Annotated in this window: 22 protein-coding genes and 1 tRNA gene; 6 read left to right on the top strand and 17 right to left on the bottom strand. The window is 70.0% G+C overall.

Translation table 11 applies throughout. From position 1 onward, the window contains the following. Positions 1–5: 5 nt before the first annotated feature. Positions 6–1,319: an ABC transporter substrate-binding protein gene (locus ACWDVB_RS02740; RefSeq protein ID WP_451515673.1), complete on the bottom strand. Its 1,314-nt coding sequence runs from the start codon at positions 1,317–1,319 to the stop codon at positions 6–8. Positions 1,320–1,620: 301 nt separating this feature from the next. Here ACWDVB_RS02740 and ACWDVB_RS02735 point away from each other — a divergent pair, with 301 nt between their 5' ends. After that, positions 1,621–2,676, top strand: a complete 1,056-nt coding sequence (locus ACWDVB_RS02735; protein ID WP_451515674.1) for a LacI family DNA-binding transcriptional regulator — start codon at positions 1,621–1,623, stop codon at positions 2,674–2,676. A gap of 86 nt (positions 2,677–2,762) precedes the next feature. Here ACWDVB_RS02735 and ACWDVB_RS02730 read toward each other — a convergent pair. The 4 genes from ACWDVB_RS02730 to ACWDVB_RS02715 form a co-directional block, all read right to left on the bottom strand. Further along, positions 2,763–2,835, bottom strand: a tRNA-His gene (locus ACWDVB_RS02730). 111 nt (positions 2,836–2,946) lie between these two features. Further along, the gene (gene orn, locus ACWDVB_RS02725) at positions 2,947–3,549 is read right to left on the bottom strand and encodes an oligoribonuclease (RefSeq protein WP_451515675.1); all 603 of its coding nucleotides are present in this window, start codon (positions 3,547–3,549) and stop codon (positions 2,947–2,949) included. A 10-nt stretch (positions 3,550–3,559) separates the two neighbouring features. After that, positions 3,560–4,789 (bottom strand): helix-turn-helix domain-containing protein, encoded by a 1,230-nt coding sequence (locus ACWDVB_RS02720; protein WP_451515676.1) that lies wholly within the window; start codon positions 4,787–4,789, stop codon positions 3,560–3,562. 396 nt (positions 4,790–5,185) lie between these two features. Continuing rightward, positions 5,186–5,557, bottom strand: coding sequence for a hypothetical protein (locus ACWDVB_RS02715; protein ID WP_451515677.1), 372 nt, complete (start codon positions 5,555–5,557; stop codon positions 5,186–5,188). Between the two features lie 353 nt (positions 5,558–5,910). Here ACWDVB_RS02715 and ACWDVB_RS02710 point away from each other — a divergent pair, with 353 nt between their 5' ends. Then, complete coding sequence (locus tag ACWDVB_RS02710) at positions 5,911–6,435, top strand: universal stress protein (protein WP_451515678.1); 525 nt, start codon at positions 5,911–5,913, stop codon at positions 6,433–6,435. A gap of 246 nt (positions 6,436–6,681) precedes the next feature. Here the strand turns inward: ACWDVB_RS02710 and glmS are convergent, their stop codons facing one another. From glmS to ACWDVB_RS02695, 3 genes are all read right to left on the bottom strand, one after another. Next, positions 6,682–8,499 carry a glutamine--fructose-6-phosphate transaminase (isomerizing) gene (gene glmS, locus ACWDVB_RS02705; RefSeq protein ID WP_451515679.1) on the bottom strand — a complete coding sequence of 606 codons (1,818 nt, stop codon included), beginning with the start codon at positions 8,497–8,499 and terminating at the stop codon, positions 6,682–6,684. A gap of 10 nt (positions 8,500–8,509) precedes the next feature. Continuing rightward, the gene (locus tag ACWDVB_RS02700) at positions 8,510–8,767 is read right to left on the bottom strand and encodes a hypothetical protein (protein ID WP_030790077.1); all 258 of its coding nucleotides are present in this window, start codon (positions 8,765–8,767) and stop codon (positions 8,510–8,512) included. Positions 8,768–8,871: 104 nt separating this feature from the next. Then, entirely contained in the window at positions 8,872–9,771 is a 900-nt protein-coding gene (locus ACWDVB_RS02695) for a DUF4429 domain-containing protein (RefSeq protein ID WP_451515680.1), read from the bottom strand. 141 nt (positions 9,772–9,912) lie between these two features. Between ACWDVB_RS02695 and ACWDVB_RS02690 the strand changes: the two genes are divergently transcribed. Beyond that, positions 9,913–11,532, top strand: coding sequence for a beta-N-acetylhexosaminidase (locus ACWDVB_RS02690; protein WP_451515681.1), 1,620 nt, complete (start codon positions 9,913–9,915; stop codon positions 11,530–11,532). A 50-nt stretch (positions 11,533–11,582) separates the two neighbouring features. On the opposite strand, the gene ACWDVB_RS02685 is transcribed toward ACWDVB_RS02690, so the two are convergent. From ACWDVB_RS02685 to ACWDVB_RS02645, 9 genes are all read right to left on the bottom strand, one after another. Further along, on the bottom strand, positions 11,583–13,355 hold the full coding sequence (locus ACWDVB_RS02685) for an IucA/IucC family protein (RefSeq protein WP_451515682.1): 1,773 nt from the start codon (positions 13,353–13,355) through the stop codon (positions 11,583–11,585). Beyond that, positions 13,352–13,897, bottom strand: coding sequence for a GNAT family N-acetyltransferase (locus ACWDVB_RS02680; protein ID WP_451515683.1), 546 nt, complete (start codon positions 13,895–13,897; stop codon positions 13,352–13,354). Before ACWDVB_RS02680 ends, ACWDVB_RS02685 begins: the two co-directional genes overlap by 4 nt. Beyond that, on the bottom strand, positions 13,894–15,204 hold the full coding sequence (locus ACWDVB_RS02675) for a lysine N(6)-hydroxylase/L-ornithine N(5)-oxygenase family protein (protein ID WP_451515684.1): 1,311 nt from the start codon (positions 15,202–15,204) through the stop codon (positions 13,894–13,896). The genes ACWDVB_RS02680 and ACWDVB_RS02675 overlap by 4 nt, the downstream gene beginning before the upstream one ends. Further along, the gene (locus ACWDVB_RS02670) at positions 15,188–16,630 is read right to left on the bottom strand and encodes a pyridoxal phosphate-dependent decarboxylase family protein (RefSeq protein ID WP_451515685.1); all 1,443 of its coding nucleotides are present in this window, start codon (positions 16,628–16,630) and stop codon (positions 15,188–15,190) included. Before ACWDVB_RS02670 ends, ACWDVB_RS02675 begins: the two co-directional genes overlap by 17 nt. Positions 16,631–16,850: 220 nt before the next feature. Then, complete coding sequence (locus ACWDVB_RS02665) at positions 16,851–17,900, bottom strand: ABC transporter substrate-binding protein (RefSeq protein WP_451515686.1); 1,050 nt, start codon at positions 17,898–17,900, stop codon at positions 16,851–16,853. 100 nt (positions 17,901–18,000) lie between these two features. Next, positions 18,001–19,155 carry an acyl-CoA dehydrogenase family protein gene (locus ACWDVB_RS02660; RefSeq protein ID WP_451515687.1) on the bottom strand — a complete coding sequence of 385 codons (1,155 nt, stop codon included), beginning with the start codon at positions 19,153–19,155 and terminating at the stop codon, positions 18,001–18,003. A gap of 6 nt (positions 19,156–19,161) precedes the next feature. Then, positions 19,162–20,118, bottom strand: a complete 957-nt coding sequence (locus ACWDVB_RS02655; protein ID WP_451515688.1) for a hydroxymethylglutaryl-CoA lyase — start codon at positions 20,116–20,118, stop codon at positions 19,162–19,164. Then, positions 20,115–22,085, bottom strand: coding sequence for an acetyl/propionyl/methylcrotonyl-CoA carboxylase subunit alpha (locus ACWDVB_RS02650; protein ID WP_451515689.1), 1,971 nt, complete (start codon positions 22,083–22,085; stop codon positions 20,115–20,117). Before ACWDVB_RS02650 ends, ACWDVB_RS02655 begins: the two co-directional genes overlap by 4 nt. A gap of 46 nt (positions 22,086–22,131) precedes the next feature. After that, on the bottom strand, positions 22,132–23,751 hold the full coding sequence (locus tag ACWDVB_RS02645) for a carboxyl transferase domain-containing protein (RefSeq protein WP_451515690.1): 1,620 nt from the start codon (positions 23,749–23,751) through the stop codon (positions 22,132–22,134). Between the two features lie 112 nt (positions 23,752–23,863). On the opposite strand from ACWDVB_RS02645, the gene ACWDVB_RS02640 reads away from it, so the two are divergent. The 3 genes from ACWDVB_RS02640 (at position 23,864) to ACWDVB_RS02630 (ending at position 26,579) form a co-directional block, all read left to right on the top strand. Further along, positions 23,864–24,457, top strand: a complete 594-nt coding sequence (locus tag ACWDVB_RS02640; protein WP_451515691.1) for an SACE_7040 family transcriptional regulator — start codon at positions 23,864–23,866, stop codon at positions 24,455–24,457. 93 nt (positions 24,458–24,550) lie between these two features. Continuing rightward, positions 24,551–25,708 (top strand): acyl-CoA dehydrogenase family protein, encoded by a 1,158-nt coding sequence (locus ACWDVB_RS02635; RefSeq protein ID WP_451515692.1) that lies wholly within the window; start codon positions 24,551–24,553, stop codon positions 25,706–25,708. Between the two features lie 10 nt (positions 25,709–25,718). Then, positions 25,719–26,579, top strand: a complete 861-nt coding sequence (locus ACWDVB_RS02630; protein ID WP_451515693.1) for an acyl-CoA thioesterase — start codon at positions 25,719–25,721, stop codon at positions 26,577–26,579. The last annotated feature ends 57 nt before the right edge of the window (positions 26,580–26,636 follow it).

Here is a 26,636-nt window from a genome sequence, read left to right as displayed (position 1 = left end):
GTCCGTCACTGTCCCAGAACATCCTTGATCTCCTTCTGGGCCGCCTCCCAGCCCTCCTCGGGAGACTTGCCCTGCTGCTCCACCTGGAGCACGCCGATGTCCGTGATGGACTGGCCGATCTGGGCGTCCTTGATGCCGTAGATCGCCGTGGGGATGTTCTTCGCGGTGTCGGCGTAGATCTTGGTGATGGGCGCGTCGCTGAAGTACGCCTTGGTCTGCGCCGACGGCTTCAGCTTGTCGTAGACCGGCGGGGTGGACGGGAAGCTGGCCTGCTTGGCGAAGATCTTCGCGAGCTGCTCGGGCTGCGACAGCCAGACGGCGAGCTCGGTCGCCTCCTTCTTGTGCTTGCCCGCGCTCGGCACGCCGAGGAACGCGCCGCCCCAGTTGCCGTCCGTGGGCGCCTTGGCCATGTCCCACTTGCCCTTGCCGCCCGGGCCCGTCTTCTCCTGGATGTAACCGGCCATCCAGGCGGGGCAGGCCACCGAGGCGAACTTGCCGTTGGCGAAGCCCTGGTCCCACGTCGGGTCGAACTGCTTGAGCTTGGCGGACATGTCGCCCCGCGCGACCTTCATCGCCGCGTCCCAGGCGTCCTCGCGGCCCTGGCTCCTGTCGTAGATCTCCTCGCCGCTCTTGTCGTAGTACCGCTCGGTGGCACCGGCGAAGACGGCGTTGTAGACGCTGGAGGCGGAGTCGACGAACTTGGTGTCCTTGGGCGCCTTCTTCATGTACTTCTCGCCCAGCGCGACGTACTTGTCCCAGTCGCCCGCCCACTCCTTGGCCAGCTCCTCGCGGTCGGTGGGCAGCCCCGCCTTCTCGAAGAGGTCCTTGCGGTAGCAGAGCGCCGTCGGACCGATGTCGAGACCGAGGCCGACCGTCTTGCCGTCCTCGGTGGTGGCCTGCTTCCACTTCCAGTCGAGATACGAGGACTTGTCCACGCCCTCGGCCTTGCCGAGGTCCTCGAACTTGGCGCCCTGGGTCTGCACGATCTCCGTGATGTTGCTGACCTCGATGGCCGCCACGTCGTTGACACCGGCGCCGGACTGCAGCTGGGTGAGGAGCTTCGGGTAGTAGGCGTCGTTCCGCTCGATGACGTTCTCTTTGATCTCGATGTCCGGGTGCGCCTTCTCGTACTCCTCGTACAGGCCTGCCTGCTTGAGGCCCAGCACGCCGAACGTGCCCACATTGAGCGTGGTCTTGCCGTCACCGCCCGCTGAGCCGCTGTCGTCGTCGCTGGAACAAGCGGCCAGCAGGCTCGTGGCCAGCGCGGTCACGGCCGCGTAGGTCACCAGCCGGCGGGTCCGGCGGGTACTCGTGTGCATGACGTCCTCCTGTTGCCTGACGTGCCGACCCCCCGGCCAACTGCTCTGCTGGGCCCGTAGGTTCACTCTGCGGCTCGGGCGGGGAACGTGCGGGTTGTGTACGTGTCAGGTAGTGTGGGAGCGCTCCCACGGGTGATTGGTTGAAGACTCGTGGCTGGGGGCGGGGGTGTCAAGGGACCGGACAGAGAGTTATGTCTTCGGTTATCGGGCCGTTACGGGCCGCCCGCGCATCGGCCCAGCCGCCCGGCGAAGATCCGGCTGTTACATTCCTCGCCGGGGGCAGTGTGACGGGAGGCGGACAATGGCAGCTCACGCAGCGCGCGGCCGCAGCGGCGGACGACCCACGCTGGAGGAGGTCGCGGCGCGGGCGGGAGTGGGCCGGGGAACGGTCTCCCGCGTGATCAACGGCTCGCCGAGGGTGAGCGCGGCGACGCGGACGGCCGTCGAGGCCGCCGTCGCCGAGCTGGGCTACGTCCCGAACACGGCGGCCCGCGCCCTCGCCGCCAACCGCACGGACGCGATCGCCCTGGTCGTGCCCGAGCCCGAGACCCGGTTCTTCGCCGAGCCGTACTTCTCCGACGTGCTGCGCGGTGTGGGCGCCGAGCTGAGCGCGACCGAGATGCAGCTGCTGCTGATCTTCGCGGGGAACGACCAGCGGCGCCAGCGCCTGGCCCAGTACCTGGCGGCCCACCGCGTCGACGGCGTGCTGCTGGTCTCCGTGCACGCCGACGACCCGCTGCCGGAGCTGCTGACGCAGCTGGAGATCCCCGCGGTGATCAGCGGCCGCCGCTCCGCCGACGAGGCGCTGCCCTCGGTTGACTCCGACAACTTCGCCGGGGCGTGCTCGGCCGTGGAGCACCTCCTGGCGCGCGGCCGCACGGCCATAGCCACCATCACGGGCCGCCTCGACGTGTACGGGGCCCAGCGCCGCCTGGACGGCTACCGCGCCACGCTGCGGGACGCGGGCCGCACGGTGGACGAGCGGCTGATCGCGCCGGGTGACTTCACGGAGGAGGGCGGCCATCGCGCGATGCGGCAGCTCCTCGATGTCTGCCCCGAGCTGGACGCGGTCTTCGCGGGCTCCGACGTGATGGCGGCGGGCGCCCGGCAGGCGCTGCGCGAGGCGGGGCGCCGGATACCCGACGACGTGGCGCTGGTCGGCTTCGACGACTCGGCGATCGCGCGGCACATGGACCCGCCGCTGACCAGCGTGCGCCAGCCGATCGAGGAGATGGGGCGGGCGATGATCGCTCTGCTGCTCGCCGAGATCGCGGACAGCCGCCCGGCCGCCGCCCGGCGCCTGGAGCGGCGCCAGCTGGTGCTCCCGACGGAGCTGGTGGAGCGGGCCTCTTCCTGAGGCACGATTCGCGAGTCGCGGTCCTGAGGCAGGAACGCGCAAACGGAAAGGGCCCCGGTTCTCTCGAACCGGGGCCCTTTCCTCAGGGTGAGTGACGGGACTTGAACCCGCGGCCACCTGGACCACAACCAGGTGCTCTACCAACTGAGCTACACCCACCATGTCCGGTCGTTTGTCTTTCTTCCGACCGGCCGAGAAAAAGTGTACAGGGTCCGAAGGGGTGCTCGCGCACACCTTTTCCGGACCCCGTACAAGGGGACCCCGCGGAGGCTACTCCGCGGGCAGTACGTGCTTGGCCGCGATCGACTTCGCGGTGTCGGAGTCCGGGCCGGGCTGCGGGACGAAGATCGCCTCGCGGTAGTAGCGCAGCTCGGCGATGGACTCGCGGATGTCGGCGAGCGCGCGGTGGTTGCCGCTCTTGTCCGGGCTGTTGAAGTACGCCCGGGGGTACCAGCGCCGGGCCAGCTCCTTGATGGAGGAGACGTCGACGATCCGGTAGTGGAGGTACTCCTCCAGGGCCGCCATGTCGCGCAGCAGGAAGCCGCGGTCGGTGCCGACCGAGTTTCCGCACAGCGGAGCCTTCCGAGGCTCCTTCACGTGCTCACGTACGTACGCCATGACCTGCTCCTCGGCGTCGGCCAGCGTGGTTCCGCCGGCCAGCTCGTCGAGGAGCCCCGAGGTGGTGTGCATGGCGCGCACCACCTCGGGCATGGTCTCCAGCGCCGCGTCCGGCGGGCGGATCACGATGTCCACACCTTCGCCGAGCACGTTCAGTTCCGAGTCGGTGACCAGTGCGGCCACCTCGATAAGTGCGTCATCCGTCAACGAGAGCCCGGTCATCTCGCAGTCGATCCACACCATGCGATCGTTCATGCGTCTTACCCTACGGCGCACTCCTCTGGCCGGGCAGGGGAGGACGTCCCGACGCGTACACGTCCGAGTTCGGCTTGCCGGGCTCGGCGGGCACGGAGGCCGTCGGCCCGAGCGCGCTGGCCGCGGCCGTGCGCCGGGTCTGGGTCGGCACCGGACCCGCCTCCACCAGGGTGGGCACGGCCTGCGAGGTCACCGACGCGGCCTCCAGCACCCGCTCGCCCTGCGGCCTGCGGGCGCGGTAGGCGGCCCGGTACGCGGCGGGCGAGGAGCCGAGCTGGCGCCGGAAGTGGCCCCGCAGCGCGACCGGCGAGCGGAAGCCGCAGCGGCCCGCGACCTCGTCGACGGAGTAGTCGGAGGTCTCCAGGAGCCGTTGCGCCTGGAGCACCCGCTGGGTGATCAGCCACTGCAGGGGAGCGCTCCCGGTGAGCGAGCGGAACCTGCGGTCGAAGGTGCGCCTGCTCATGTACGCGCGCGCGGCCAGGGTCTCCACGTCGAACTGCTCGTGGAGGTGTTCCAGGGCCCAGGCGACGACCTCGGCGAGCGGGTCGGCGCCGATCTCCTCGGGTAAAGACCTGTCGAGGTAGCGCTCCTGGCCGCCGGCCCGGCGCGGCGGCACCACGAGCCTGCGGGCGAGCGCGCCCGCCGCTTCGTTGCCGTGGTCCGTGCGCACGATGTGCAGACAGAGGTCGATTCCGGCCGCCGTGCCGGCGCTCGTCAGGACGTCCCCGTCGTCGACGAACAGCTCGCGCGGGTCCACATGGACGGACGGATAGCGCTTCGCGAGTGTCGGCGCGTACATCCAGTGGGTGGTCGCGGGCCGGCCGTCCAGCAGTCCGGCGGCGGCGAGCACGAACGCGCCGGTGCAGAGCCCGACGATGCGGGCGCCCTCCTCGTGCGCGCGGCGCAGCGCGTCGAGTGCCTCCGGCGGTGGCGGCGATGTGATCGACCGCCAGGCCGGTACGACGACCGTGCCCGCGCGGCCGATGGCCTCCAGGCCGTGTGGCGCGGTCAGTTCGAGTCCGCCGGTGGTCCGCAGCGGGCCGTCTTCGCCGGCGCATACGAGCAGCCGGTAGCGGGGGACCCCCGCGTCCTGCCGGTCGATGCCGAACACGGAGAGCGGTATGGAGCTCTCGAAGATGGGACCACCGCTGAACAGCAGCACCGCTACGATCTCCCGGCGGCGGCGCCCGGAGAGCTTCCGAGCCGTGGTCTCCGGCGCGGCAGTGGAGTCGTGGCTCATGGTGCTAAACCCCCCTCGGTCGTAGCGGCTCCCTGTTCTTGACGTGCTTGCTGGGCCTGTCGCTCCTGCACGTTTCCCCTCGGTCCTCCACCAGTCCCCCGCCGTAATACAGTCAAGATCGAATCTACTGTGTCCCGTGCTGCCGGGGTGACCAGTTCAGCACCCGGCAGATTGTCGACATGGCAACTTGGCGTGAAGCATTCGATCACGAAGCGTTGCACTCGTGGGCCGTGCAGGGAAGTGCGCCTCGGCTCCATGGCCGGTCCCCGTAGGGTGCGCACGCCCTTGGGGCACCTTTCAGCCCTGGTCGGACGAGGGTTGAGGGCCTGTTCGGCCAAGGAAAGCGGCCACCCCGGAAGTTGGCTGAAAACCTACGGGAGCGTGTGTGCGAATCGGTCAGTCGACCGGCGCGCTGTCGGGGCTGTGCCGCAGGCCCCTGTGCGCTCCCGCGCCCGTTCTGCTGTGCCGCCCGCGGTGCCCGCAGTTCTGTTCCGCGAGCAGCCGCGCGGCGCACCGCTCGGACTGCCGGAGCAGCACCCGGCAGACCCCGGTGACGGCCGCGAGACCCAGCGCGGCGCCGCCGGCCCCGGCCAGGGAGATCCCGTACCCCACGAGGACGACGGGAACCAGGACACAGCTGAACGCCGCCCAGCGCACCACGTCGCTCACCGAGTCCTGAGCGGGCGCCTGCCGCCGCTCCCGGGCGCGTGGTCCGGGGGCCGGGCGGTGTTTGCGGCTGGGTGGGGACGCGGTCGGCGGTCCAGGCACGGCGTGCTCCCTGTGGCGGTGGTGTACGGGGGTTCAACGCGCGGCCGGGCGGCCGGTCACTGGCATGCCGCCGGGTGGGCGCACCCGGGTGCGCAAACCGCCTGTACGGGGCAGCAACCATTGCCATACGGGCGAGGCTCATGCATGCTCCGGTGAACGCCGGGAGGCCCTTGTGCGGCCCGGCGGAAGCCAGGTGCGGGCTCTTCGCGGGCGCTGGGCAGGAGGGGAGTGTCGCCGTACCCTTGGGGGTATGGGGTTGGGAAGATGATTCCCGGACTACCTTGCAGGTCCTGAACCGCCGCATCACCTGAACAAGCAGACCCTCCCACAGAGGACTCCTCGCCGAGACACCCATGGCCGGTCACGAATTCTCCGAACCAGCGGACCGCAAGCGGCAGGTCGCCGATCCGACGGCGACCCCCCGAGCGGCGGAAGAACCGCGTCACTCCTGCGATCCCGCGTTCCGGCACGGCGTCGTCGTCGGCTTCGACGGCTCGACCTCCAGTGAGCGGGCCCTCGCCTACGCCATCGGCATGGCCCACCGGTCGGGATCGGGCCTGATCATCGTCCATGTCGCCAACCGGCTGCCCACCACCGTGTGGGCGGGCTGCGAGCCGCCGGTCTTCGTCGACGTGCCGGACCACCGCACCGAGGTGCTCGGCCTCGAACTGGCGTGTGCGGATTATCTGTCCGAAGTGCCCTGGATCCTCGTCGAGCGCGGCGGCGACATCTGCCACGAGCTGGAGGAGGTCGGCCGTGAGTACAGCGCGGACGCGATCGTCGTCGGCTCCACGCACGGCATCGTCGGGCGCATCTTCGGCTCGGTCGCGGGGCGGCTGGCGCGACGGGCGCAGCGTCCCGTCATCGTCATTCCGTAACCTCTCAACTCCCTTCCGCGCGCCGCCTCTTGAGCGGGCAAATCTACTCGCGCGTAGAGGTGCTTCATGCCCTTGCGAAGGGTACATAAAGGTCACCGGCACACCGCCCTGCCGGCCGGGGTGTGACGGCCCGCCGGCCGATGCGGGCGCGGGTCGGGGTAATGGGCGACCCCGGCCCTTGAGGGAACGGCTCCCCGTGTGCTGGTGGCACGCACGGGGAGCCGTTCACATGTTCGGCAGTCCGGTTTACTCGACGGTCACGGACTTCGCCAGGTTGCGCGGCTTGTCGATGTCCCGGCCCAGCGCCAACGCCGTGTGGTAGGCGAGGAGTTGGAGCGGGATGCCCATCAGGATCGGGTCCAGCTCGTTCTCGTTCTTCGGGACGAGGATCGTCTGGTCGGCCTTCTCCTGCTCCTGGTGCGCGACGGCGAGGATCTTGCCGCTGCGGGCCTTGATCTCCTCCAGGGCGGCGCGGTTCTTCTCCAGGAGGTCGTCGTCGGGGACGATCGCGACGGTCGGCAGCGCGGGCTCGATGAGCGCGAGCGGGCCGTGCTTCAGCTCGGAGGCGGGGTAGGCCTCGGCGTGGATGTACGAGACCTCCTTGAGCTTGAGGGATGCCTCGCGGGCGACGGGGTAGCCCCGTACGCGGCCGATGAAGAGCATCGAACGGGCGTCCGCGTAGCTCTTGGCGATCTTCTTGATCTCGTCCTCCTGCTTGAGGATCTCCGAGATCTGGCCGGGCAGCTTCCGCAGGCCCTCGATGATCCGCTTGCCGTCGGAGACCGACAGGTCACGGATGCGGCCCAGGTGCAGGGCGAGCAGGCCGAAGGCGACCGTGGTGTTGGTGAAGCACTTGGTGGAGACGACGCAGACCTCCGGGCCCGCGTGGACGTACACGCCCGCGTCGGCCTCCCGGGCGATCGCCGAGCCGACGACGTTCACGACGCCGAGGACGCGGGCGCCCTTGCGCTTCAGCTCCTGGACGGCGGCGAGGACGTCGTACGTCTCGCCGGACTGGGAGACCGCGATGTAGAGGGTGTCGGGGTCCACGACCGCGTTGCGGTAGCGGAACTCGCTCGCGGGCTCCGCGTCGGCGGGGATGCGGGCCAGCTCCTCGATCATCTGGGCGCCGATCATGCCCGCGTGGTACGAGGTGCCGCAGCCGAGGATCTTGACGCGGCGCACCTTGCGGGCGTCGTGCGCGTCGAGGTTGAGGCCGCCGAGGTGCACGGTGGAGAAGCGGTCGTCGATGCGGCCGCGCAGGACGCGGTCCACCGCGTCGGGCTGCTCGAAGATCTCCTTGTGCATGTACGTGTCGTGGCCGCCCATGTCGTACGACTCGGCCTCCCACTCCACGGTGGTCGGCGAGGCCGTCGTGCGCGAGCCCTCGGTGGTGTACGTGCGGTAGTCGTCGGCCTTGATCGTGGCCATCTCGCCGTCGTCGAGGGTGACGACCTGGCGGGTGTGCGAGACGAGCGCGGCGACGTCCGAGGCGACGAACATCTCCTTCTCGCCGATGCCGAGGACGACCGGGGAGCCGTTGCGGGCGACGACGATGCGGTCGTTGAAGTCGGCGTGCAGGACGGCGATGCCGTACGTGCCCTCGATGTGGCGCAGCGCCTCGCGGACCTTCTCCTCCAGGGTGTCCGCCTGGGAGCGGGCGATGAGGTGGGTGAGGACCTCGGTGTCCGTCTCGGAGAGGAACTCGACGCCGTCCGCGGTGAGCTTGGCGCGCAGCTCGGAGGCGTTGTCGATGATGCCGTTGTGGACGACGGCGACCTTGTCGTCCTGGGACAGGTGCGGGTGGGCGTTCTCGTCGGAGGGAGCGCCGTGGGTGGCCCAGCGGGTGTGGGCGATGCCGGTGGTGCCCTTGAAGCGGGCGGGGACCTTGGCCTCCAGGTCGCGGACGCGGCCCTTGGCCTTGACCGTCTTCAGGCCCGCTGCCTTGGGACCGGTGACGGCGATGCCCGCCGAGTCGTAGCCGCGGTACTCCAGGCGCTGGAGGCCTTCGAGGAGGAGCGGGGCGACGTCACGCTTGCCGATATAACCGACGATTCCACACATAGAGGGTGTCCTAGCCGTAGATGATGCGGCGCAGCTGCCGGAGGCTCAGCTCGGGCGGCGCGACCGCGCGGTATGCGAGGTCCGCCGAGATCTGTTCGAAGATCGCCGCGTTCAGCAGGCCCTGACCCTGCAGTTCGCGGTGGCGGCGACGGACGAACTCTTCGGTCGTCTCGTCGAAGTAGGCCAGCACGTCCTGGATGACCCGCAGCGCTTCGCCCCGCTGGAGCGGGGTGCTGCGGGTGAGGTGGTCCACCAGGTCGTCGTGCATTCGATGATCCTGGGGGATCTTCTCCGCTTTCGCAAGAATCCTGCCCGGAATCGGGCAGGAGCGTGGCGGAAAGAGGCTGGGACGGCCTGCGTAGGGCGTGGGGCCTACATTCGGCGCAGGACCGCCTGCTTGGCCGTCGTGAACTCCTCGTCCGTGAGGATGCCGGCCTGGTGGAGTTCGCCCAGCTCGCGCAGGCGGCGCAGCAGGGCGTCATGGTCGTCGGCCGGGGCCGCGGCCGGTGGCGCGGCGAGGGTCTTGGTGGTGGCGGGCGGCGCGCCCTTGGGGGCCTCCGGGGGCGCGGGCGCCGAGGGATGCGGCAGGCGGGCCTGGACGGCGGCCGCGATCAGGGCCATCAGCGGGTCCTTCTTGAAGCCCCACAGCTCCACCGAGTTCGGGTCGTACTTCGGCGGGGCCTTGGTCGGGGCGTGCCCGACGGTGAAGCGGAGGTAGCCGTTCTCCAGGCCGACCGCCGGGTGCCACTCCACCGCCGCGACGTCGGTGAGCGCCAGCGTCCGTGTGCCGGACGCCGATTTCGCCTCCTCCGCCTTCCAGTTCCACTCCAGGCGGACCTGCTCCCCGTCGAAGCCCGCCGTGGCGTCCCCGGCGGAGACGGAGAGCGGTACGGACGGGCCGACGAGGAGGTACGCCGTACAGGGCTCGGCCGGCACCTGTTCGAGCAGATGGGCGTTGCGGACCTCGTCGACGACGTACTCCGCCACTCCGTAGCGGTCCGGCTCCACCACGAGTTGGTACGGGTCGGAGGTGTCCGTCAGCTTTCCGCCCGTCGCCTGGAGCAGCGGGTCGGCGCCGTCCCGCAGGCGCAGCCTCAAGCGCCCCGCCTTCTTGCCCTGTTCGAAGGCGATGCCCGCCAACGCGCCGAGGGGCACCGTCAGTTCGCCCAGCGTCTTGCGCAGCAGGGAGACACTCTTGTCATGGCCCGGCACGAGCCTCAGCGTCTCCCCGTCGAAGGTCCAGGTCCCGTCCCGCTGGATGATTTCCGCCATGCGGGGATTCTCGCACCGTTCCCCTGCGGGCAAATGGACACCTGGTCTATACCCCTTGACCCCTCATGGGGGCCGGGTTACCAATGGGAACCGTTCGTATGCGATGCACCACAGTTGCGCCCCCGTCGAAGGGACCCGCTTGTGAGAACGCACCACCGAACGACACGACTGCTCGGCTCGCTGCTGCTCGTGGCGGCCGCCGGGGTCTCCTCCTTCGCCGCCGCTCCCGGCGGTTCGGGACCGGCCGCGAAACCCACGGTCACCCCGCTCGGCCAGATCGTGCCCGCGCCCATGAAGGCCGAGGCGGGCGGCGCCGGGTACGAGATCACCGCAAGGACCCGGATCCGCGTCGGCGGCGACCGCCCCGAGGAGCGCCGCGTCGGCGAGTACCTCGCCAAGGTGCTGCGCCCCTCCACCGGCTACAGGCTGCCCGTCGTCACCGGCGAGGGGAGCGACGGCATCCGGCTGCGCATCAGCGCCGAGCCGGAGAACAAGGTCCTCGGCGACGAGGGCTACCGGGTCATCTCCAAGCGCGGCTCCCTCACCATCACGTCCTGGTCGGACGCCGGGCTCTTCCACGGTGTGCAGACGGTGCGCCAGCAGCTGCCCGCCGCCGTCGAGAAGCAGACCAGGCAGCGCGGCCCGTGGCGGATCGCGGGCGGCACCATCAAGGACATGCCGCGCTACGCCTACCGCTCCACGATGCTCGACGTGTCGCGGCACTTCTTCACCGTCGACCAGGTCAAGCGCTACATCGACCAGGCGGCGCTGTACAAGATGAACAAGCTGCACCTGCACCTCAGCGACGACCAGGGCTGGCGCATCGCCATCGACTCCTGGCCGCGCCTGGCCACGTACGGCGGCTCCACACAGGTCGGCGGAGGCAAGGGCGGCTATTACACGAAGGCCCAGTACAAGGAGATCGTCGCCTACGCCGCCTCGCGCCATCTGGAGGTGATCCCCGAGATCGACATGCCGGGGCACACCAACGCCGCGCTCGCCTCGTACGCCGAGCTGAACTGCAACGGCGTCGCCCCGCCGCTCTACACCGGCACCGCGGTCGGCTTCAGTTCGCTGTGCGTCAAGAAGGACATCACGTACGACTTCGTCGACGATGTGATCCGTGAGCTCGCCGCGATGACGCCCGGCAAGTACCTCCACATCGGCGGCGACGAGGCGCACTCCACCAGCCATGAGGACTTCGTCGCCTTCATGGACAAGGTGCAGCCGGTGGTCGCCAAGTACGGCAAGACGGTCATGGGCTGGCACCAGCTGACCGGCGCCGAGCCCGCGGAGGGCGCCGTCGCGCAGTACTGGGGCTACGACAGGACCGGCGCCGCCGAGCGCGAGCAGGTCGTGAACGCCGCGAAGAACGGCACCAAGCTGGTCCTCTCGCCGGCCGACCGCTCCTACCTCGACATGAAGTACACCAAGGACACCCCGCTCGGCCTCTCCTGGGCCGGACTCGTCGAGGTGCAGAGGTCCTACGACTGGGACCCGGGCACGTATCTGCCGGGCGCGCCCGCGGACTCGATCATGGGCGTCGAGGCGCCGCTGTGGACGGAGACCCTCTCCACCTCCGCGCACCTCGACTACATGGCGTTCCCGCGCCTGCCGGGCATCGCCGAGCTCGGCTGGTCGCCCGCGGCCACGCACGACTGGGAGAAGTACAAGGTGCGGCTCGCCGCGCAGGCGCCGCGCTGGGACGCGCTGGGCATCGGCTACTACCAGTCGCCGCAGGTGCCCTGGCCCGCCAGGTAGGGCGTACGAGGATGGGGCTCGGAAGGACCGTCTTCCGAGCCCCATCGGCCTTACGCGATCGGGTTCTTCAGCGTCCCGATCAGCTGGAGTGCCCCCGAGGGGTCCGCCAGGTCCACCATCTGCTCGTTGTTGCGCAGCTGGAGCCGGTTCAGGCAGGACAGCGCGAACTCCGGGGCGAACATGTCGTACTGCTTGAACTTGTCGGCCAGGTGCGGCGTCGCCTCCTGGTAGGCGGTGACGCACTCCGCGACGGCTTCCCAGAACGCGTCCTCGTCGATCAGGCCCTCGGTGACAAGGTTCGCCGACAGGAAGCGGAAGAAGCAGTCGAAGACGTCCGTGAAGATGGACAGGAGCTTCTTGTCCTCCGGGACCTCCACGCGGATGCGCTCGACGACCGGCGGCAGGACCGCGTCCGGGTCCATCACCGCGATCTCCTCGGCGATGTCCTTGAAGATCGCGCGCTGGACGGCGCCGTCCTTCAGGACCAGGATCACGTTCTCGCCGTGCGGCATGAAGACCAGGTCATAGGCGTAGAAGCTGTGCAGCAGCGGCGTCAGATACGCGTGCAGATAGCGGCGCAACCACTCGGTGGGGGCGAGGCCCGAGCGTTCGATGAGCGCCCCGGCGAAGCTCCCGCCGTCACGGTCGACGTGCAGCAGCGAGGCCATCGTGGCCAGCTGCTCGCCCTGTGCGAGGGACGCCACGGGGCTCTCGCGCCACAGGGCGGCGAGCATCTTGCGGTAGGGGGAGTAGCGGTCGGTGGCGGCCTCGTACTCCAAATGGCGGTAGCCGACGGCCGCGCGCTCGCGGATGATCGTCAGGCCGGTCCCGCGCAGCGTCTCGTCGGTGTCGACGAGGTTCGCCAGCCAGTCGTTGATCGCCGGGGTCGCCTCCATGTACGCCGCCGAGAGGCCGCGCATGAAGCCCATGTTGATGACGGACAGGGCCGTCTTCACATAGTGCTTGGCGGGGGCGGTGGAGTTGAAGAAGGTGCGGATCGACTGCTGTGCGAGGTACTCGTCGTCGCCCTCGCCGAGACAGACCAGGTGGCCCTGGGCGATCTCGGCGGCGAAGGTCACCGACAGCTTGTTCCACCACTGCCAGGGGTGGGCGGGGATGAGGAGGTACTCCGCCGGGTCCAGGCCCTTCTCGCGCAGGACGCGGTCGAAGCGGGCCAGGGTCTCCTCACCCAGCTCGGCGCGGAAGAACGATTCGTAGTCGAGGCCCGCGCCCGCCGTGAACGCGGCCCGGTCCTTGCGTGCCGCCAGCCAGACCAGGCGTACGGGGCTCGCGGTCTCGGGGGCGTACGAGAGGTACTCGTGCACGCCGAAGCCCAGCCGCCCGTTGTTGGCGACGAAGCACGGGTGGCCCTCGGTCATCCCCGTCTCGATCTCCTGGAAGCCGGAGCGGGACAGCTCGGCGGCGGGGACCGCGGGCTTGGTGAGCTTGTAGCAGATGCCGGAGAGGGTGGAGGAGATCTCCTCCAGGTAGACCGGCAGGATCGCGTCGCTCAGGCCGAGCGCGCCGCGCAGTTCGATGAAGAACTCCAGGGCGTTCAGCGGGAGTTCGGTGCCGTCGTGGTGGCGGGTGATCGTGTCGGCGTCGATCTGCCAGTGGTCCAGGCGCAGGACCCGGGCGGCGAAGCGGTAGCGGGTGAGGCCGTCGTCGCTGCGGACCACGTACGTGCCCTCGCCCTCGCCCAGCGGCTCGGGGGTGAGCAGCCGCTCGTGGGCGAACTCGGCGAGCGCCTTGCGGATGAGCAGGCGGTTGGCTGTGGCCCAGCGCTCCGGGGACAGATGTGCCACGGCGTCGGACAGGGTCATATCGCCAGTTCCCTTTCGCGTACTGCTGTCTCGAACTGTTCCCGGGTGCAGAAGCTCAGCAGGGCTTCCTTCTCCGGCTTCTGGATGACGGTCTCGGGCCGGAACCCGACGGTTTCGTTGAGGGCGTGCACCGCCGTGTTGCGTACGTCCGGCTCGACGACGACCCGCTCGGTCGCCGGGTCGGCGAACAGCTCCCGCATCACCGCGGTGATCACGCCGCGGGTGAAGCCGGGGATGCGGACGTCGGAGGGGGCGGTGAGGAAGTGCATGCCGACGTCGCCGGGCAGCGGCTCGTAGAGGCCGACGAGTTCCACGTACGCGGGGTCGTATCGCTCCATCAGGAACGACGGCACGCCCTTGTGCAGGCCGAGGAACGCGTCGTGGTGCTCGGCCGCCGCGATCGCCATGTACTCGCGCTCGACGTCGGGCAGCGAGGCGTCCTGCATCAGCCAGAACGCGGCTTTCGGGTGGGTGACCCAGCCGTGCACCAGCTCGGCGTCGGAGAGGGGGTCGAGGGGGCGGAACGTGAAATCAGTACTCATATCAGCACTCCTTCCGGCGCGGCGAACTCCTGGAAGGCGATGGACTTCTCGACCGGGTAGACCTCGCGGCCGAGCAGCTCGCCGACGATGTACGCGTTGCGGTACGCGCCCATGCCGAGGTCGGGGCTGGTGATCGAGTGGGTGTGGACGGAGGCGTTCTGGAGGTAGATGCCGTGCCCGGTGGTGTCGATGCTGTAGTTGCGCGCCACGTCGTAGCGGCCCCGGCCGTCCCAGCGGATCCGGTCGTGGACCGGGGCGAGGAACTCGGGCACCTGGTAGCGGTAGCCGGTGGCGAGGATCAGGCCCTGGGTGCGGAGTTGGAAGTCCTTCTCCTGCTCCTCCTGGCGCAGGCCCAGCGTGTACGTGCGGTCCGTGCTGTCGTAGCTCGCCTCGGTCAGCGCGGTGTTGGTGAGCAGCCGGGTCTGGACGGGCCCGGCGAGGTTCTTCTGGTAGAGCAGGTCGAAGATCGCGTCGATCAGCTCGCCGTCGATGCCCTTGAACAGGCCCTTCTGCTGCGTCTCCAGGCGGTAGCGGGTCGCCTCGGGCAGCGCGTGGAAGTAGTCGATGTACTCCGGGGAGGTCATCTCCAGCGTCAGCTTGGTGTATTCGAGGGGGAAGAAGCGGGGCGAGCGGGTGACCCAGTTCAGCCGGTAGCCGTGCACGTCGATCTCGCCGAGGAGGTCGTAGTAGATCTCGGCGGCCGACTGGCCGCTGCCGACGAGTGTGATCGACTCCTTCTTCTGGAGCTCCGCCTTGCTCTGGAGGTAACGGGAGTTGTGGATCGCGTCGCCGCCCAGGCCGTCGCAGGCCTCGGGCAGGTGCGGTGGCGTGCCGGTGCCGAGGACGAGGCGGCGGGCACGGAAGAGGTCACCGGCCGTGGTGCGCACGACGTAGAGGTCGTCTTCGTAGGTGACCTCCTCGACCGTCGTGCTGAAGCGGACCGAGGAGAGCCGCGCGGCGGCCCAGCGGCAGTAGTCGTTGTACTCGGTCCGCAGGGGGTAGAAGTTCTCGCGGATGTAGAAGGAGTACAGCCGTCCCGATTCCTTCAGGTAGTTGAGGAAGGAGTACGGCGACGTCGGGTCGGCGAGCGTGACCAGGTCCGACATGAACGGCGTCTGGAGGTGGGCGCCCTCCAGGAACATCCCGGAGTGCCACTCGAAGTCCGGCTTGGACTCCAGGAAGAGGCCGTTCAGCTCGTCCAGCGGCTCGGTCAGGCAGGCGAGGCCGAGGTTGAACGGGCCGAGGCCGATGCCGATGAAGTCGTACGCCGGCGCGGGCGGCTGGTGGGGGTCAGCAGGCGCGGTCAAGGTTCTCTCCCAGGTACTGCTCGGCGTGGCCGGCGATCAGATCGAGGACAGCCGTGATGTCGGCGGTGGTGGTCTCGGGGTTGAGCAGGGTGAACTTCAGGAACTGGCGGTCGCCCACCTTGGTGCCCGCCACGACCGCGTCGCCGGAGGCGAACAGGGCCTTGCGGGCGTAGAGGTTGGCGCGGTCGATCGCGGAGGGGTCGCAGATCGCGGCGGGGATGTAGCGGAAGACGAGCGTGGAGAGCTGCGGCTCGACCACGACGTCGTAGCGCGGGTCGGCGGCGAGCAGTTTCCAGCCCTCCGAGGCCAGGTCGCAGACCTCGTCGAAGAGGTCGCCGATGCCGTCCGCGCCCATCACGCGCAGCGTCATCCACAGCTTCAGGGCGTCGAAGCGCCGGGTCGTCTGGAGGGACTTGTCGACCTGGTTGGGGATGCGCTCCTGCACCATGCGGCGCGGGTTGAGGTACTCGGCGTGGTACGTGACGTGGGACAGTGTCGCCCCGTCGCGCACGAGCACCGCCGAGGAACTCACCGGCTGGAAGAAGGACTTGTGGTAGTCCACGGTGACGGAGTCGGCGCGCTCGATGCCGTCCAGGAGGTGCCGGTTCTTGCGGGAGGCGAGCAGGCCGCAGCCGTACGCCGCGTCCACGTGCATCCAAGTGCCGTACTGCGCGCACAGTTCGGCGATCTCGGGCAGCGGGTCGATGGAGCCGAAGTCGGTGGTGCCCGCGGTGGCGACGACAGCCATGGGGGAGAGGTCGTCGCGGTGGCAGCGCTCCAACTCGCGGGCGAGGGCCACGGTCTGCATGCGCTTGTTCTGGTCGGTGGGGATCACGACGACGGCGTCCTCGCCGAGGCCGAGCAGCCGGGCGGCCTTCTGGACGCTGAAGTGCCCGACCTCGGAGGCGAAGATCCGCATCCGGGCGGGGTCCTGGCCCTTGGTCTCCTCGCGGGCCAGCAGCATCGCCTGGAGGTTGGACTGGGTGCCGCCGCTGGTGAAGACGCCGTCGGCGGCCGGGCCGAGGCCGATGCGCTCGGTGGTCCAGTCGATGAGGCGGCGCTCGATGAGGGTGCCGCCCGCGGACTGGTCCCAGGTGTCGAGCGAGGAGTTGACGGCGGAGAGCACCGCTTCGCCCAGGACGGCGGGGATGACGACCGGGCAGTTGAGGTGGGCGAGATAGCGGGGGTGGTGGAAGTACACCGCGTCGCGCAGGTAGAGCTCGTCGAGTTCGTCCAGCGCGGCGATGGTGTCGTGCAGGGGCTCGTCCAGGTCGACGGCCTCGATGCGGGGCGCGAGCTCGTCGACGGAGATGCCGGTGAACGGGCGGGAGGTGGTGGCGAGTCGGGCCGCCACCCGCTCGACTCCTTCCGTCACGGAGCTGCGGTACCGCTCCGCGGTGGTGTCATTGAGCAGGTGCGAGCGCATGAACTGTCCTCCAGGTGAGGGGACTTGACCGCGCCCTCGGGGACAGGAGTGTGGGGAGGCAAGGGCGTGGCGTGGAACTAAGGTTAGCCTAACCTAAGTTCCTGCCTCATTGAACCCCGGGGGTCTCACTGGGTGACAAAAACGGAGCCGCCCCCTCCGTGGTGCGCGGAGAGGGCGGCTCAAGTGCGTGACGGGACGGCGACGTCGAGGTCAGTCGAGGTCAGCCGACCTTCTTCGCCTTCTCGATCGCGTCCGCGAGGTCCTCAAGGATCGGCGCGCACTTGTCGTACGAGAAGATCGGCTCGGTGACGCGCGGGATGACCTGTCCGGCCTTGACCGCGGGCAGCTTCTTCCAGGTCGGCTTGGACTTGCCGAGGTCGGCCGGCTGGAGGGCCGAGGTGCGGTTGTCCATCATGATGACGTCCGCGCCGTACTTGTCGACGTTCTCCCAGCTGAGGTTCTCGAACCAGCCGCCGGACTCCTTCTTGGCGCTCGCCGGCGGCTCGATGAGGTTCACGCCGAGCGCCTTGAAGTACTCCAGGTCGGCCGAGAGGTCCGAGCCGGAGACGTAGAACAGGTCCTGGCTCGCGGAGCCGACGAGGACCTTGATGTCCTTGTGCGCCTTGGCGACCTTGCGCAGCCGCTCGGAGGCGTCCTCGAAGCGCTTCTTCGCCTTGACGACCTTGTCCGACTTCACGTCCGCGCCGAGCGACTCGGCGAGCGCGAGGATGCGCTGCAGCGGCTGGGTCATCTGGCGGTCGTAGACGCTGATGCCGACGCTCGGGGCGAGCTTGAGGATCTTGTCCTTGCTCTCCTCCGGCACGTACCAGAGGGTGCCCTGGTCGTCGAACATCGTGGAGATGAGCACGTCGGGGGCGAGGCCCGCGTACTTCTCGATGTTGAACTGGCCCCACTCGTTGCCGATGACCGTCAGCTTGCTGATGTCCATGTCGCCGGCCTGGACGTCGGGCTTGCCGTCCTTGGTCTTCGTCGGGCCGAATACGCCCTTGCACTCGATGCCGTAGTCGAACAGGGCGGCGGCGACGCCGGTGAAGGCGACGATGTTCTTCGGCGTCGCGTCCCGCTCGGCGGTCTTGCTGCGGTCGTCCTTGAAGCTCCAGGGGCCGGACTTGGCCGCGCCGCCCTTGGCCTTGCTGTCCCCGTCCTTTTTCTCGTTGCCGCAGGCCGCCAGGACGGCGGTGAGGCCGAGGGCGCCACCGGCGGTGAGTATGCCGCGGCGGGAGAGCTGGGTCGGACGGGACTGGGACATGTGGGTTCTCTGCTTTCGTGACGGTACGGCGGCCGGAGCCACTGGCCGGAAGTAGAGCTTAGGCTAGCCTAAGCTCACTTCAAGTCCAGGGGTCCCTCCGTCAGCCCGCGAAGCCCAGCTCTCTGGCGATGAGCATCCGCTGCACCTCGCTGGTGCCCTCGCCGATCTCCAGGATCTTGGAGTCCCGCCACATCCGGGCCACGGGGTACTCGTTCATGAAGCCGTACCCGCCGTGGATCTGCGTGGCCTCGCGGGCGTTGTCCACCGCGACCGTCGACGAGTAGAGCTTGGCGATCGCCGCCTCCTTCTTGAACGGCTCCCCGGCGACAAGCCGCGACGCCGCGTCCCGCCAGCCGACGCGCGCCATGTGGGCCCGCGTCTCCATGTCGGCGAGCTTGAACTGGATGGCCTGATTCGCGCCGATCGGCTTCCCGAAGGCGTGCCGCTCCCTGGCGTACTTCACGGACTCGTCCACGCAGCCCTGCGCGAGCCCGGTGGCGAGTGCGGAGATCGCGACACGGCCCTCGTCGAGGATGCGCAGGAACTGGGCGTAGCCGCGGCCCTCCTCGCCCAGGAGGTTGGCCGCGGGGACGCGGACGTCGGAGAAGGACAGCTCGCGGGTGTCCGACGCGTTCCACCCCACCTTCGAGTACGGCGCCGCGACCGTGAAGCCCGGTGTCCCGGACGGCACGATGATCGAGGAGATCTGGGGGCGGCCGTCGTCCTTGCGGCCGGTGACGGCGGTGACCGTGACCAGGCCGGTGATGTCCGTACCGGAGTTGGTGATGAAGCACTTCGAGCCGTTGATCACCCAGTCGTCGCCGTCGCGCACCGCCGTGGTGCGGGTGGCGCCCGCGTCCGAGCCGCCGTCCGGCTCGGTCAGGCCGAAGGCGCCGAGCACCTCGCCGGAGCACAGGCGCGGCAGCCACCGGCGCTTCTGCTCCTCGGTGCCGAACAGGTGCAGCGGCATCGCGCCGAGCGAGACGCCCGCCTCCAGGGTGATCGCCACGGACGAGTCGACGCGGGCCAGCTCTTCGAGGGCGATGCCGAGCGCGAAGTAGTCACCGCCCATCCCGCCGTACTCCTCGGGGAAGGGCAGGCCGAACAGGCCCATGCGGCCCATCTCGCGGACGATCTCGTAGGGGAACTCGTGGCGTTCGTAGAAGTCGCCGATCTTCGGGGCTACGACGTCGTGGGCGAACGCCTCCACCGTGCGGCGGAGTTCCTCGTGCTCGGGGCTCAGACGGTGGTCCATCGTTCTTCACTGCTCCTGGTGGGTCAGGGCGCGGACGGTGCGGGAAGGGCTGGGTCGGCCCAGGTGGCCGGCCATCCAGGCGCTGGTGGCGCTGAGACGGCCGAGGTCGACCCCGGTGTCGATGCCGAGGCCGTGCAGCATCCACACGAGGTCTTCGGTGGCGAGATTGCCGGTGGCGCTCTTCGCGTACGGGCAGCCGCCGAGGCCGCCCGCGGAGGCGTCCACCGTCGTCACGCCGTGCTGGAGGGCGGCCAGGGTGTTGGCGAGCGCCTGGCCGTACGTGTCGTGGAAGTGCACGCCGACGCGGTCGACCGGAACCCCCGCTTCGTCGAGCGCGGTGAGCAGGGCGCGCACATGGCCCGGTGTGGCCACGCCGATGGTGTCGCCGAGGCTCAGCTCGTCGCACCCCATGTCGAGCAGGGCGCGGCAGACGCGGACGACCTGGGCGACGGGCACCGGGCCCTCCCAGGGGTCGCCGAAGCACATCGACAGATAGCCGCGGACGTGCAGCTTCCGCTCCCGCGCGCGGGAGACCACCGGGTCGAACATGGCGAGGGCCTCGTCGACCGTGCGGTTGAGGTTGGCCTTGGCGAAGGACTCGGTGGCGCTGGCGAAGACGGCGACGCGGCGTGCGCCGAGGGCCAGCGCCCGCTCCAGACCGCGTTCGTTCGGCACGAGGACCGGCAGGTGCACGCCCGGGAGGTCGCCGAGGAGCGGGAAGAGGTGCTCAGCGTCGGCCAGTTGGGGCACCCACTTGGGGTGCACGAAGCTGGTCGCCTCGACGGTGGTCAGGCCCGCGTCGGCCAGGCGGTGGATGAACTCCGCCTTGATCTCGGTGGGGACCACCGACTGCTCGTTCTGCAGGCCGTCGCGCGCGCCGACCTCGTGGATACGGACGCGGGACGGCAGGTCCGGGGCGGGGACGGTCATGGGGAGTCCGGCGGGTGCGCCTGTGGTGGTCATCCCTTGTCCTCCTCGGTCGCGGGTGACTCATCGGGCTCGACGACCGCGAGCACCTGGTCCATGGCGACCGTCGATCCCGGCGTGACGTCGAGCTCGGTGACGGTGCCCGCGTGCGGGGCGGAGATGACGTGCTCCATCTTCATCGCCTCGACCACCAGCAGGCTCTGGCCCGCGCTCACCCGGTCGCCGGGGGAGACCTTCACGACCGTGACGGTGCCCGGCATGGGGGCGGTGAGCGCGTCGGCCCCGGCGTGCGCGGCGCCGGTGAGGCTCGCCTCGACGGGGTCGTGGTCCCGCACGTGCCAGGCGTCGCCGTCGCGGCCGAGCCAGTCGCCCGCGCGGTGGAAGGTGTGCCGGGTGCCGTCGACGGTGACGCTGACGTGGTCGGGGGTGACGGTGTGGATGCCGTCGCGGAGTTGGTGGGTGACGGGTTCAAGTCCCGCGACTCGCAGCCAATGGGTCAAGGGCGCAGGGGTGCCCCCCAGCCGCCAGCCGCTCGGCACCGAGAAGGGATCCGTCCAGCCGCCCTCCGCGGGGGCGAGCGCGGCCTCGCGCACCGCGGCCGCCGCCTCGTACACCTCGTCCGGCACGCCGTCGGGGACCAGGCCGTCCGCCTCGCGCTCCACGAGGCCCGTGTCCAACTCGCCTGCCACCACCGCGGGGTGGGCGAGCAGCCTGCGCAGGAAGCCCGCGTTCGTCGGCACTCCCAGCGTGACCGTCTCGGCGAGGGCGGCGCGCAACTTGCGCAGGGCGGTCGCGCGGTCGGGGCCGTACGCGATGACCTTCGACAGCATCGGGTCGTAGAGGCTGCCGACCTCCGTGCCCTCGCTCAGGCCGGAGTCGGTGCGCACACCGTCGCCCTGCGGCTCGCGCAGGGACAGCACCGTGCCGCCCGAGGGCAGGAAGCCGCGGGCGCCCGCTTTGACGGACACGGTCTCGGCGCAGATCCGGGCCTCGACCGCGTGCCCGGTCAGGGTGATGTCCTCCTGCGTGAACGGCAGGCGCTCCCCGGCGGCCACCCGGAGCTGCCACTCCACCAGGTCGAGCCCGGTGATCAGCTCCGTGACCGGGTGTTCCACCTGGAGGCGCGTGTTCATCTCCATGAAGTAGTACGAGGAGGGGTCCTTGCCCGGGACGATGAACTCCACCGTCCCCGCGCCCGCGTACCCGCAGGAGCGGGCCGCCTGGACCGCCGCCTCGCCCATCGCGGCGCGTGTGGCCTCGTCCAGGAGGACGCTGGGCGCCTCCTCGATGATCTTCTGGTGGCGGCGCTGGAGGGAGCATTCGCGCTCGCCGAGGTGGATCACGTGCCCGTGGCCGTCCGCGAGGACCTGGATCTCGATGTGCCGGGGGCGGTCGATCCACCGCTCCACGAGCAGCGTGTCGTCGCCGAAGGAGGCGCGGGCCTCGCGGCGGGCCGCCGCGATCTCCTCGGCGAGCACGGCCTCGTCCCGCACCAGGCGCATCCCCTTGCCGCCGCCGCCCGCGCTCGGCTTGAGCAGCACCGGGGTGCCGATCTCCCGGGCCGCCGCGGCCAGTTCGGCGTCGGTCAGGCCGCTTCCTGAGGAGCCGGGGACGACCGGGACGCCGGCCGCCCGCACCGTCTCCTTGGCGCGGATCTTGTCGCCCATCAGGTCGATCGCCGAGGCGGGCGGGCCGATGAAGGCGAGCCCCGCGTCGGCGCACGCCTGTGCGAACGCGGCGTTCTCCGCGAGGAATCCATAGCCGGGATGGACCGCCTGGGCGCCGGACGTGGCCGCCGCCCGAAGGATGCGCTCCACGGACAGATAGCTCTCGGCGGCCGGCGCCGGGCCGATTAGTACGGCCGTGTCCGCCTCGCGCACATGGCGGGCGTCCGTGTCCGCGTCGCTGAACACGGCCACCGATCGGACGCCGAGCGCCCGCAGGGTGCGGATGACGCGGACGGCGATCTCGCCGCGGTTGGCGACCAGAACAGTGCTGAACATCGCTGAGTCCCTCGGAACAGTGCTGAACATCGGTGAGTTCCTCACGTCACATCCGGAAGACGCCGAAGCCGGGCTCGCCCAGCGGTGCCCCGGCGCACGCGGTCAGGGCGAGTCCGAGGACCTGCCGGGTCTCCAGGGGGTCGATCACGCCGTCGTCCCAGAGCCGGGCCGTGGCGTAGTAGGCGCTGCCCTGCTCTTCGTACTGCGCGCGGATCGGGTCCTTGAATGCCTCTTCGTCCTCGGCCGCCCACTGCTCGCCACGCGCCTCCAGCTGGTCGCGCTTGACCGTGGCGAGGACGGAGGCGGCCTGCTCGCCGCCCATCACCGAGATCTTGGCGTTCGGCCACATCCACAGGAAGCGGGGGCTGTAGGCCCGGCCGCACATCGAGTAGTTGCCCGCGCCGTACGAACCGCCGACGACGACCGTCAGCTTCGGCACGCGCGTGCAGGCGACGGCGGTGACCATCTTGGCGCCGTGCTTGGCGATGCCACCCGCCTCGTAGTCCCGCCCGACCATGAAGCCGGAGATGTTCTGCAGGAAGACCAGGGGGATGCCGCGCTGGTCGCACAGCTCGATGAAGTGGGCGCCCTTCTGGGCGGACTCGGAGAACAGGATGCCGTTGTTCGCGATGATGCCGACCGGGTGGCCGTGGATATGGGCGAAGCCCGTCACCAGCGTCGTGCCGTACTCCGCCTTGAACTCGGCGAAGCGGGAGCCGTCGACCACGCGCGCGATGACTTCTCGTACGTCATAGGGGGTGCGGGAGTCCGTCGGCACCGCGCCGTACAACCCCAGGGGGTCGACCTTCGGCTCCTCGACCGGCTGCACCGGCCACGGCAGTTCGCCGCGCGCGGGGAGCGTGGAGACGATGGTGCGCACGATGCGCAGTGCGTGCGCGTCGTCCTCCGCGAGGTGGTCGGTGACTCCGGAGGTCCGCGAGTGGACCTCGCCGCCGCCCAGCTCCTCGGCCGTCACGACCTCGCCGGTCGCCGCCTTCACCAGGGGCGGGCCGCCGAGGAAGATCGTGCCCTGTTTCCGGACGATGACCGCCTCGTCGCTCATCGCGGGGACATACGCTCCGCCCGCCGTGCAGGAGCCGAGGACGGCCGCGATCTGCGGGATGCCCGCGCCGGACATCCGCGCCTGGTTGTAGAAGATCCGCCCGAAGTGCTCGCGGTCGGGGAAGACCTCGTCCTGCATCGGCAGGAAGGCGCCGCCCGAGTCGACGAGGTACAGACACGGGAGGCGGTTCTCCAGGGCCACCTCCTGGGCGCGCAGGTGCTTCTTCACCGTCATGGGGTAGTACGTGCCGCCCTTGACGGTGGCGTCATTGGCCACGATCACGCACTCGCGGCCCGAGACCCGGCCGATCCCGGCGATGACACCGGCCGCCGGGGCGTCCCCGCCATACAGCCCGTCGGCCGCGAGGGGTGCCAGCTCAAGGAAGGGCGAGCCCGGGTCGAGGAGGGTGTCCACGCGGTCCCGTGGCAGCAGCTTGCCGCGCGCTACATGGCGGGCCCGCGCCCGCTCGCCGCCGCCGAGCGCGGCCGCCGCCAGCTTGGCCCGCAGCTCCTCGACGAGGGCGGTGTGCGCCGCCTCGTTCCCCCGCCATGCCTCGGACGCGGGATCAGCCGCGCTCGTCAGCACTGGTGCCTGCTGCCGCATCAGTCGAGCCCCCTTGCTCCGTCCACCCGGCCACGCCCGGATTCGGTTAATGAGCGTTAACGCGCTCCCTTCAGGTTAACGAGCGCTAACCGGCCTGTCTAGAATTAATTCCATGGCCACCAGAACCGACGCCCCCACCCGCCGCGAGCAGATCCTCAGGGAGGCCGCCCGGCTCTTCGCCGAGCGTGGCTTCCACGGCGTCGGAGTGGACGAGATAGGAGCCGCCGTCGGCATCAGCGGACCCGGTCTCTACCGCCACTTCGCGGGCAAGGACGCGATGCTCGCGGAGCTGCTCGTCGGCATCAGCGGGCAGCTCCTGACGGGCGGCAAACGCTGCGTGGCCGACGCGGACGGGTCCCCGCTGAAGGTCCTGGACTCGCTCATCGAGGGCCACATCGACTTCGCCCTCGACGACCGCTCCCTGATCACCCTGCACGACCGCGAGCTGGACCGCCTGCGGGACAGCGACCGCAAGCTGGTCCGCCAGCTCCAGCGGCAGTACGTGGAGATCTGGGTCGAGGTGGTCCGCAAGGTCTACCCGGACCTCACCGAGAACGCGGCCCGCGTCTCCGTGCACGCGGTCTTCGGGCTGCTGAACTCCACGCCGCACCTGAGCCGCCGCGACGCGCTGCCCAGTCGCGCGGCCATGGCGGAGCTGCTCCACCGCCTCGCGCACGGGGCGTTCGCGGCGGCGGCGGAGGAGTGACGTGGTGACGTGCGTCTCTGGACGCTCTGATGACCGCCGGGTAACCTGCCTCTGAGCAAGCGCTTAGTCGATGCAGGCAAGAGGGAGTTCTCCGTGCGCCGTACCGTTTTCAATGAGGACCACCAGGCGTTCCGGGAGACCCTGCGCGCCTTCATCGAGGCCGAGGTCGTCCCCGTCCACGACGAGTGGTTCGCCGCCGGCCAGGTGCCGCGCGAGTTCTACTACAAGCTCGCCGATCTTGGCCTCTTCGGGATCAACGTCCCCGAGGAGTTCGGCGGCGCCGGCCTGGACACGCACAAGTTCGAGGCCATCCAGTACGAGGAGACGGCCCGCGCGGGCGTCAGCTTCGGCGGCTCCGGCGTCCACGTGCTGCTCGCCCTGCCCTACATCAAGATGCTCGCCACCGACGAGCAGAAGAAGCGCTACCTGGAGAAGTTCGTCTCCGCCGAGGAGATGTGGGCCCTCGCGATGACCGAGCCGGGCACCGGCTCCGACCTCGCGGGCATGAAGACCACCGCCAAGCTCTCCGAGGACGGCACGCACTACGTCCTCAACGGCTCCAAGACCTTCATCACCGGTGGCGTGCACGCCGACCGCGTGATCGTCTGCGCCCGCACCTCCGCGCCGACCGCCGAGGACCGCCGCCACGGCATCTCCCTCTTCGCCGTCGACACCAAGTCCGAGGGCTACTCCATCGGCCGCAAGCTCGACAAGCTCGGCCTGAGGACCTCCGACACCGCCGAGCTGGCCTTCGTCGACGTCAAGGTGCCCGTCGAGGACCTCCTCGGCGAGGAGAACAAGGGCTTCCACTACCTCGGCAGCAACCTCCCCTCCGAGCGCTGGGGCATCGCCTACGGCGCGTACGCGCAGGCCAAGGCCGCCGTGCGGTTCGCCAAGGAGTACGTCCAGGACCGCACCGTCTTCGGCAAGACGGTCGCCTCCTTCCAGAACACCAAGTTCGAACTGGCCGCCTGCCAGGCCGAGGTGGACGCCGCCGAGGCCGTCGCCGACCGCGCCCTCGAGGCGCTGGACGCGGGCGAGCTGACCGCCGCCGAGGCCGCCTCGGCGAAGCTGTTCACCACCGAGGTCGCGCACCGCGTGATCGACAAGTGCCTCCAGCTCCACGGCGGCTACGGCTTCATGAACGAGTACCCCATCGCCCGCCTGTACGCGGACAACCGCGTCAACCGCATCTACGGCGGTACCAGCGAGGTCATGAAGATGATCATCGCGAAGAACATGGGCCTGTAGAACTACCTCCATGAACCAGGCACTTGAGGACCTCCTCGACCTGCTCGACCTGGAGCAGATCGAGGAGGACATCTTCCGGGGCATGAGCCGTTCGGCGCTCGTGCCCCGCGTCTTCGGAGGCCAGGTCGCCGCGCAGGCCCTGGTCGCCGCCGGGCGCACCGTCCCCGGCGAGAGGCCCGCGCACTCCCTGCACGCGTACTTCCTGCGCCCCGGGGACCCGGGCGCGCCCATCGTGTACACCGTCGACCGCATCCGGGACGGCCGCTCCTTCACCACGCGCCGCGTCGTCGCCGTCCAGCACGGGCAGCCCATCTTCCACCTCTCCGCGTCCTTCCAGGCGTACGAGGAGGGGCTGGAGCACCAGGCGGCCATGCCGGACGCGCCCGACCCCGAGACGCTGCCCACCGCCGCCGAGTTGCTGCCCCGCCATCTGCCGGGGCCGGTCGCCGAGCGGCTCGTCGAGGCACGGGCCGCCGTCGATCTGCGCTATGTCGACGCACCGCCATGGGCCACCGTCGGCGACCCGCGCGAACCGCGCTCCCAGGTGTGGTTCCGGGCCAACGGCAAGCTCGGCGACGACTCCCCGCTGCACGTCTGCCTCGCCACGTACGTCTCCGACATGACGCTGCTCGACTCGGTGCTGCTCGCGCACGGCCGGGGCGGCTGGGCCGTCGGCGACGTCGTCGGCGCCTCGCTCGACCACGCCATGTGGTTCCACCGGCCCTTCCGGGCGGACGAGTGGCTGCTCTACGACCAGGACTCGCCGTCGGCCTCGGGCGGCCGCGGCCTCGGCCAGGCACGGATCTGGACGCAGGACGGACGGCTCGCGGCGACGGTCATCCAAGAAGGCGTGGTGCGCGTTCCGCGCTGACACGCACGCGTGGTTCGCGTTCCGCGCTGACACGCACGCGTGGTTCGCGTTCCGCGC

The sequence above is a fragment of the Streptomyces sp. NPDC003379 genome, assembly GCF_053589195.1.
The sequence above is the reverse complement of the archived record's forward strand: the minus strand, read 5'-3'. Positions and strand labels throughout refer to the sequence as shown.

Excerpts from the sequence above, each read along its gene's own strand:
- ACWDVB_RS02740 (WP_451515673.1), bottom strand. The coding sequence starts at position 1,319 with ATGCACACGAGTACCCGCCGGACCCGCCGGCTGGTGACCTACGCGGCC.
- ACWDVB_RS02735 (WP_451515674.1), top strand. The coding sequence starts at position 1,621 with ATGGCAGCTCACGCAGCGCGCGGCCGCAGCGGCGGACGACCCACGCTG.
- orn (WP_451515675.1), bottom strand. The coding sequence starts at position 3,549 with ATGAACGATCGCATGGTGTGGATCGACTGCGAGATGACCGGGCTCTCG.
- ACWDVB_RS02720 (WP_451515676.1), bottom strand. The coding sequence starts at position 4,789 with ATGAGCCACGACTCCACTGCCGCGCCGGAGACCACGGCTCGGAAGCTC.
- ACWDVB_RS02710 (WP_451515678.1), top strand. The coding sequence starts at position 5,911 with ATGGCCGGTCACGAATTCTCCGAACCAGCGGACCGCAAGCGGCAGGTC.
- glmS (WP_451515679.1), bottom strand. The coding sequence starts at position 8,499 with ATGTGTGGAATCGTCGGTTATATCGGCAAGCGTGACGTCGCCCCGCTC.
- ACWDVB_RS02700 (WP_030790077.1), bottom strand. The coding sequence starts at position 8,767 with ATGCACGACGACCTGGTGGACCACCTCACCCGCAGCACCCCGCTCCAG.
- ACWDVB_RS02695 (WP_451515680.1), bottom strand. The coding sequence starts at position 9,771 with ATGGCGGAAATCATCCAGCGGGACGGGACCTGGACCTTCGACGGGGAG.
- ACWDVB_RS02685 (WP_451515682.1), bottom strand. The coding sequence starts at position 13,355 with ATGACCCTGTCCGACGCCGTGGCACATCTGTCCCCGGAGCGCTGGGCC.
- ACWDVB_RS02680 (WP_451515683.1), bottom strand. The coding sequence starts at position 13,897 with ATGAGTACTGATTTCACGTTCCGCCCCCTCGACCCCCTCTCCGACGCC.
- ACWDVB_RS02670 (WP_451515685.1), bottom strand. The coding sequence starts at position 16,630 with ATGCGCTCGCACCTGCTCAATGACACCACCGCGGAGCGGTACCGCAGC.
- ACWDVB_RS02665 (WP_451515686.1), bottom strand. The coding sequence starts at position 17,900 with ATGTCCCAGTCCCGTCCGACCCAGCTCTCCCGCCGCGGCATACTCACC.
- ACWDVB_RS02660 (WP_451515687.1), bottom strand. The coding sequence starts at position 19,155 with ATGGACCACCGTCTGAGCCCCGAGCACGAGGAACTCCGCCGCACGGTG.
- ACWDVB_RS02655 (WP_451515688.1), bottom strand. The coding sequence starts at position 20,118 with ATGACCACCACAGGCGCACCCGCCGGACTCCCCATGACCGTCCCCGCC.
- ACWDVB_RS02650 (WP_451515689.1), bottom strand. The coding sequence starts at position 22,085 with ATGTTCAGCACTGTTCTGGTCGCCAACCGCGGCGAGATCGCCGTCCGC.
- ACWDVB_RS02645 (WP_451515690.1), bottom strand. The coding sequence starts at position 23,751 with ATGCGGCAGCAGGCACCAGTGCTGACGAGCGCGGCTGATCCCGCGTCC.
- ACWDVB_RS02640 (WP_451515691.1), top strand. The coding sequence starts at position 23,864 with ATGGCCACCAGAACCGACGCCCCCACCCGCCGCGAGCAGATCCTCAGG.
- ACWDVB_RS02630 (WP_451515693.1), top strand. The coding sequence starts at position 25,719 with ATGAACCAGGCACTTGAGGACCTCCTCGACCTGCTCGACCTGGAGCAG.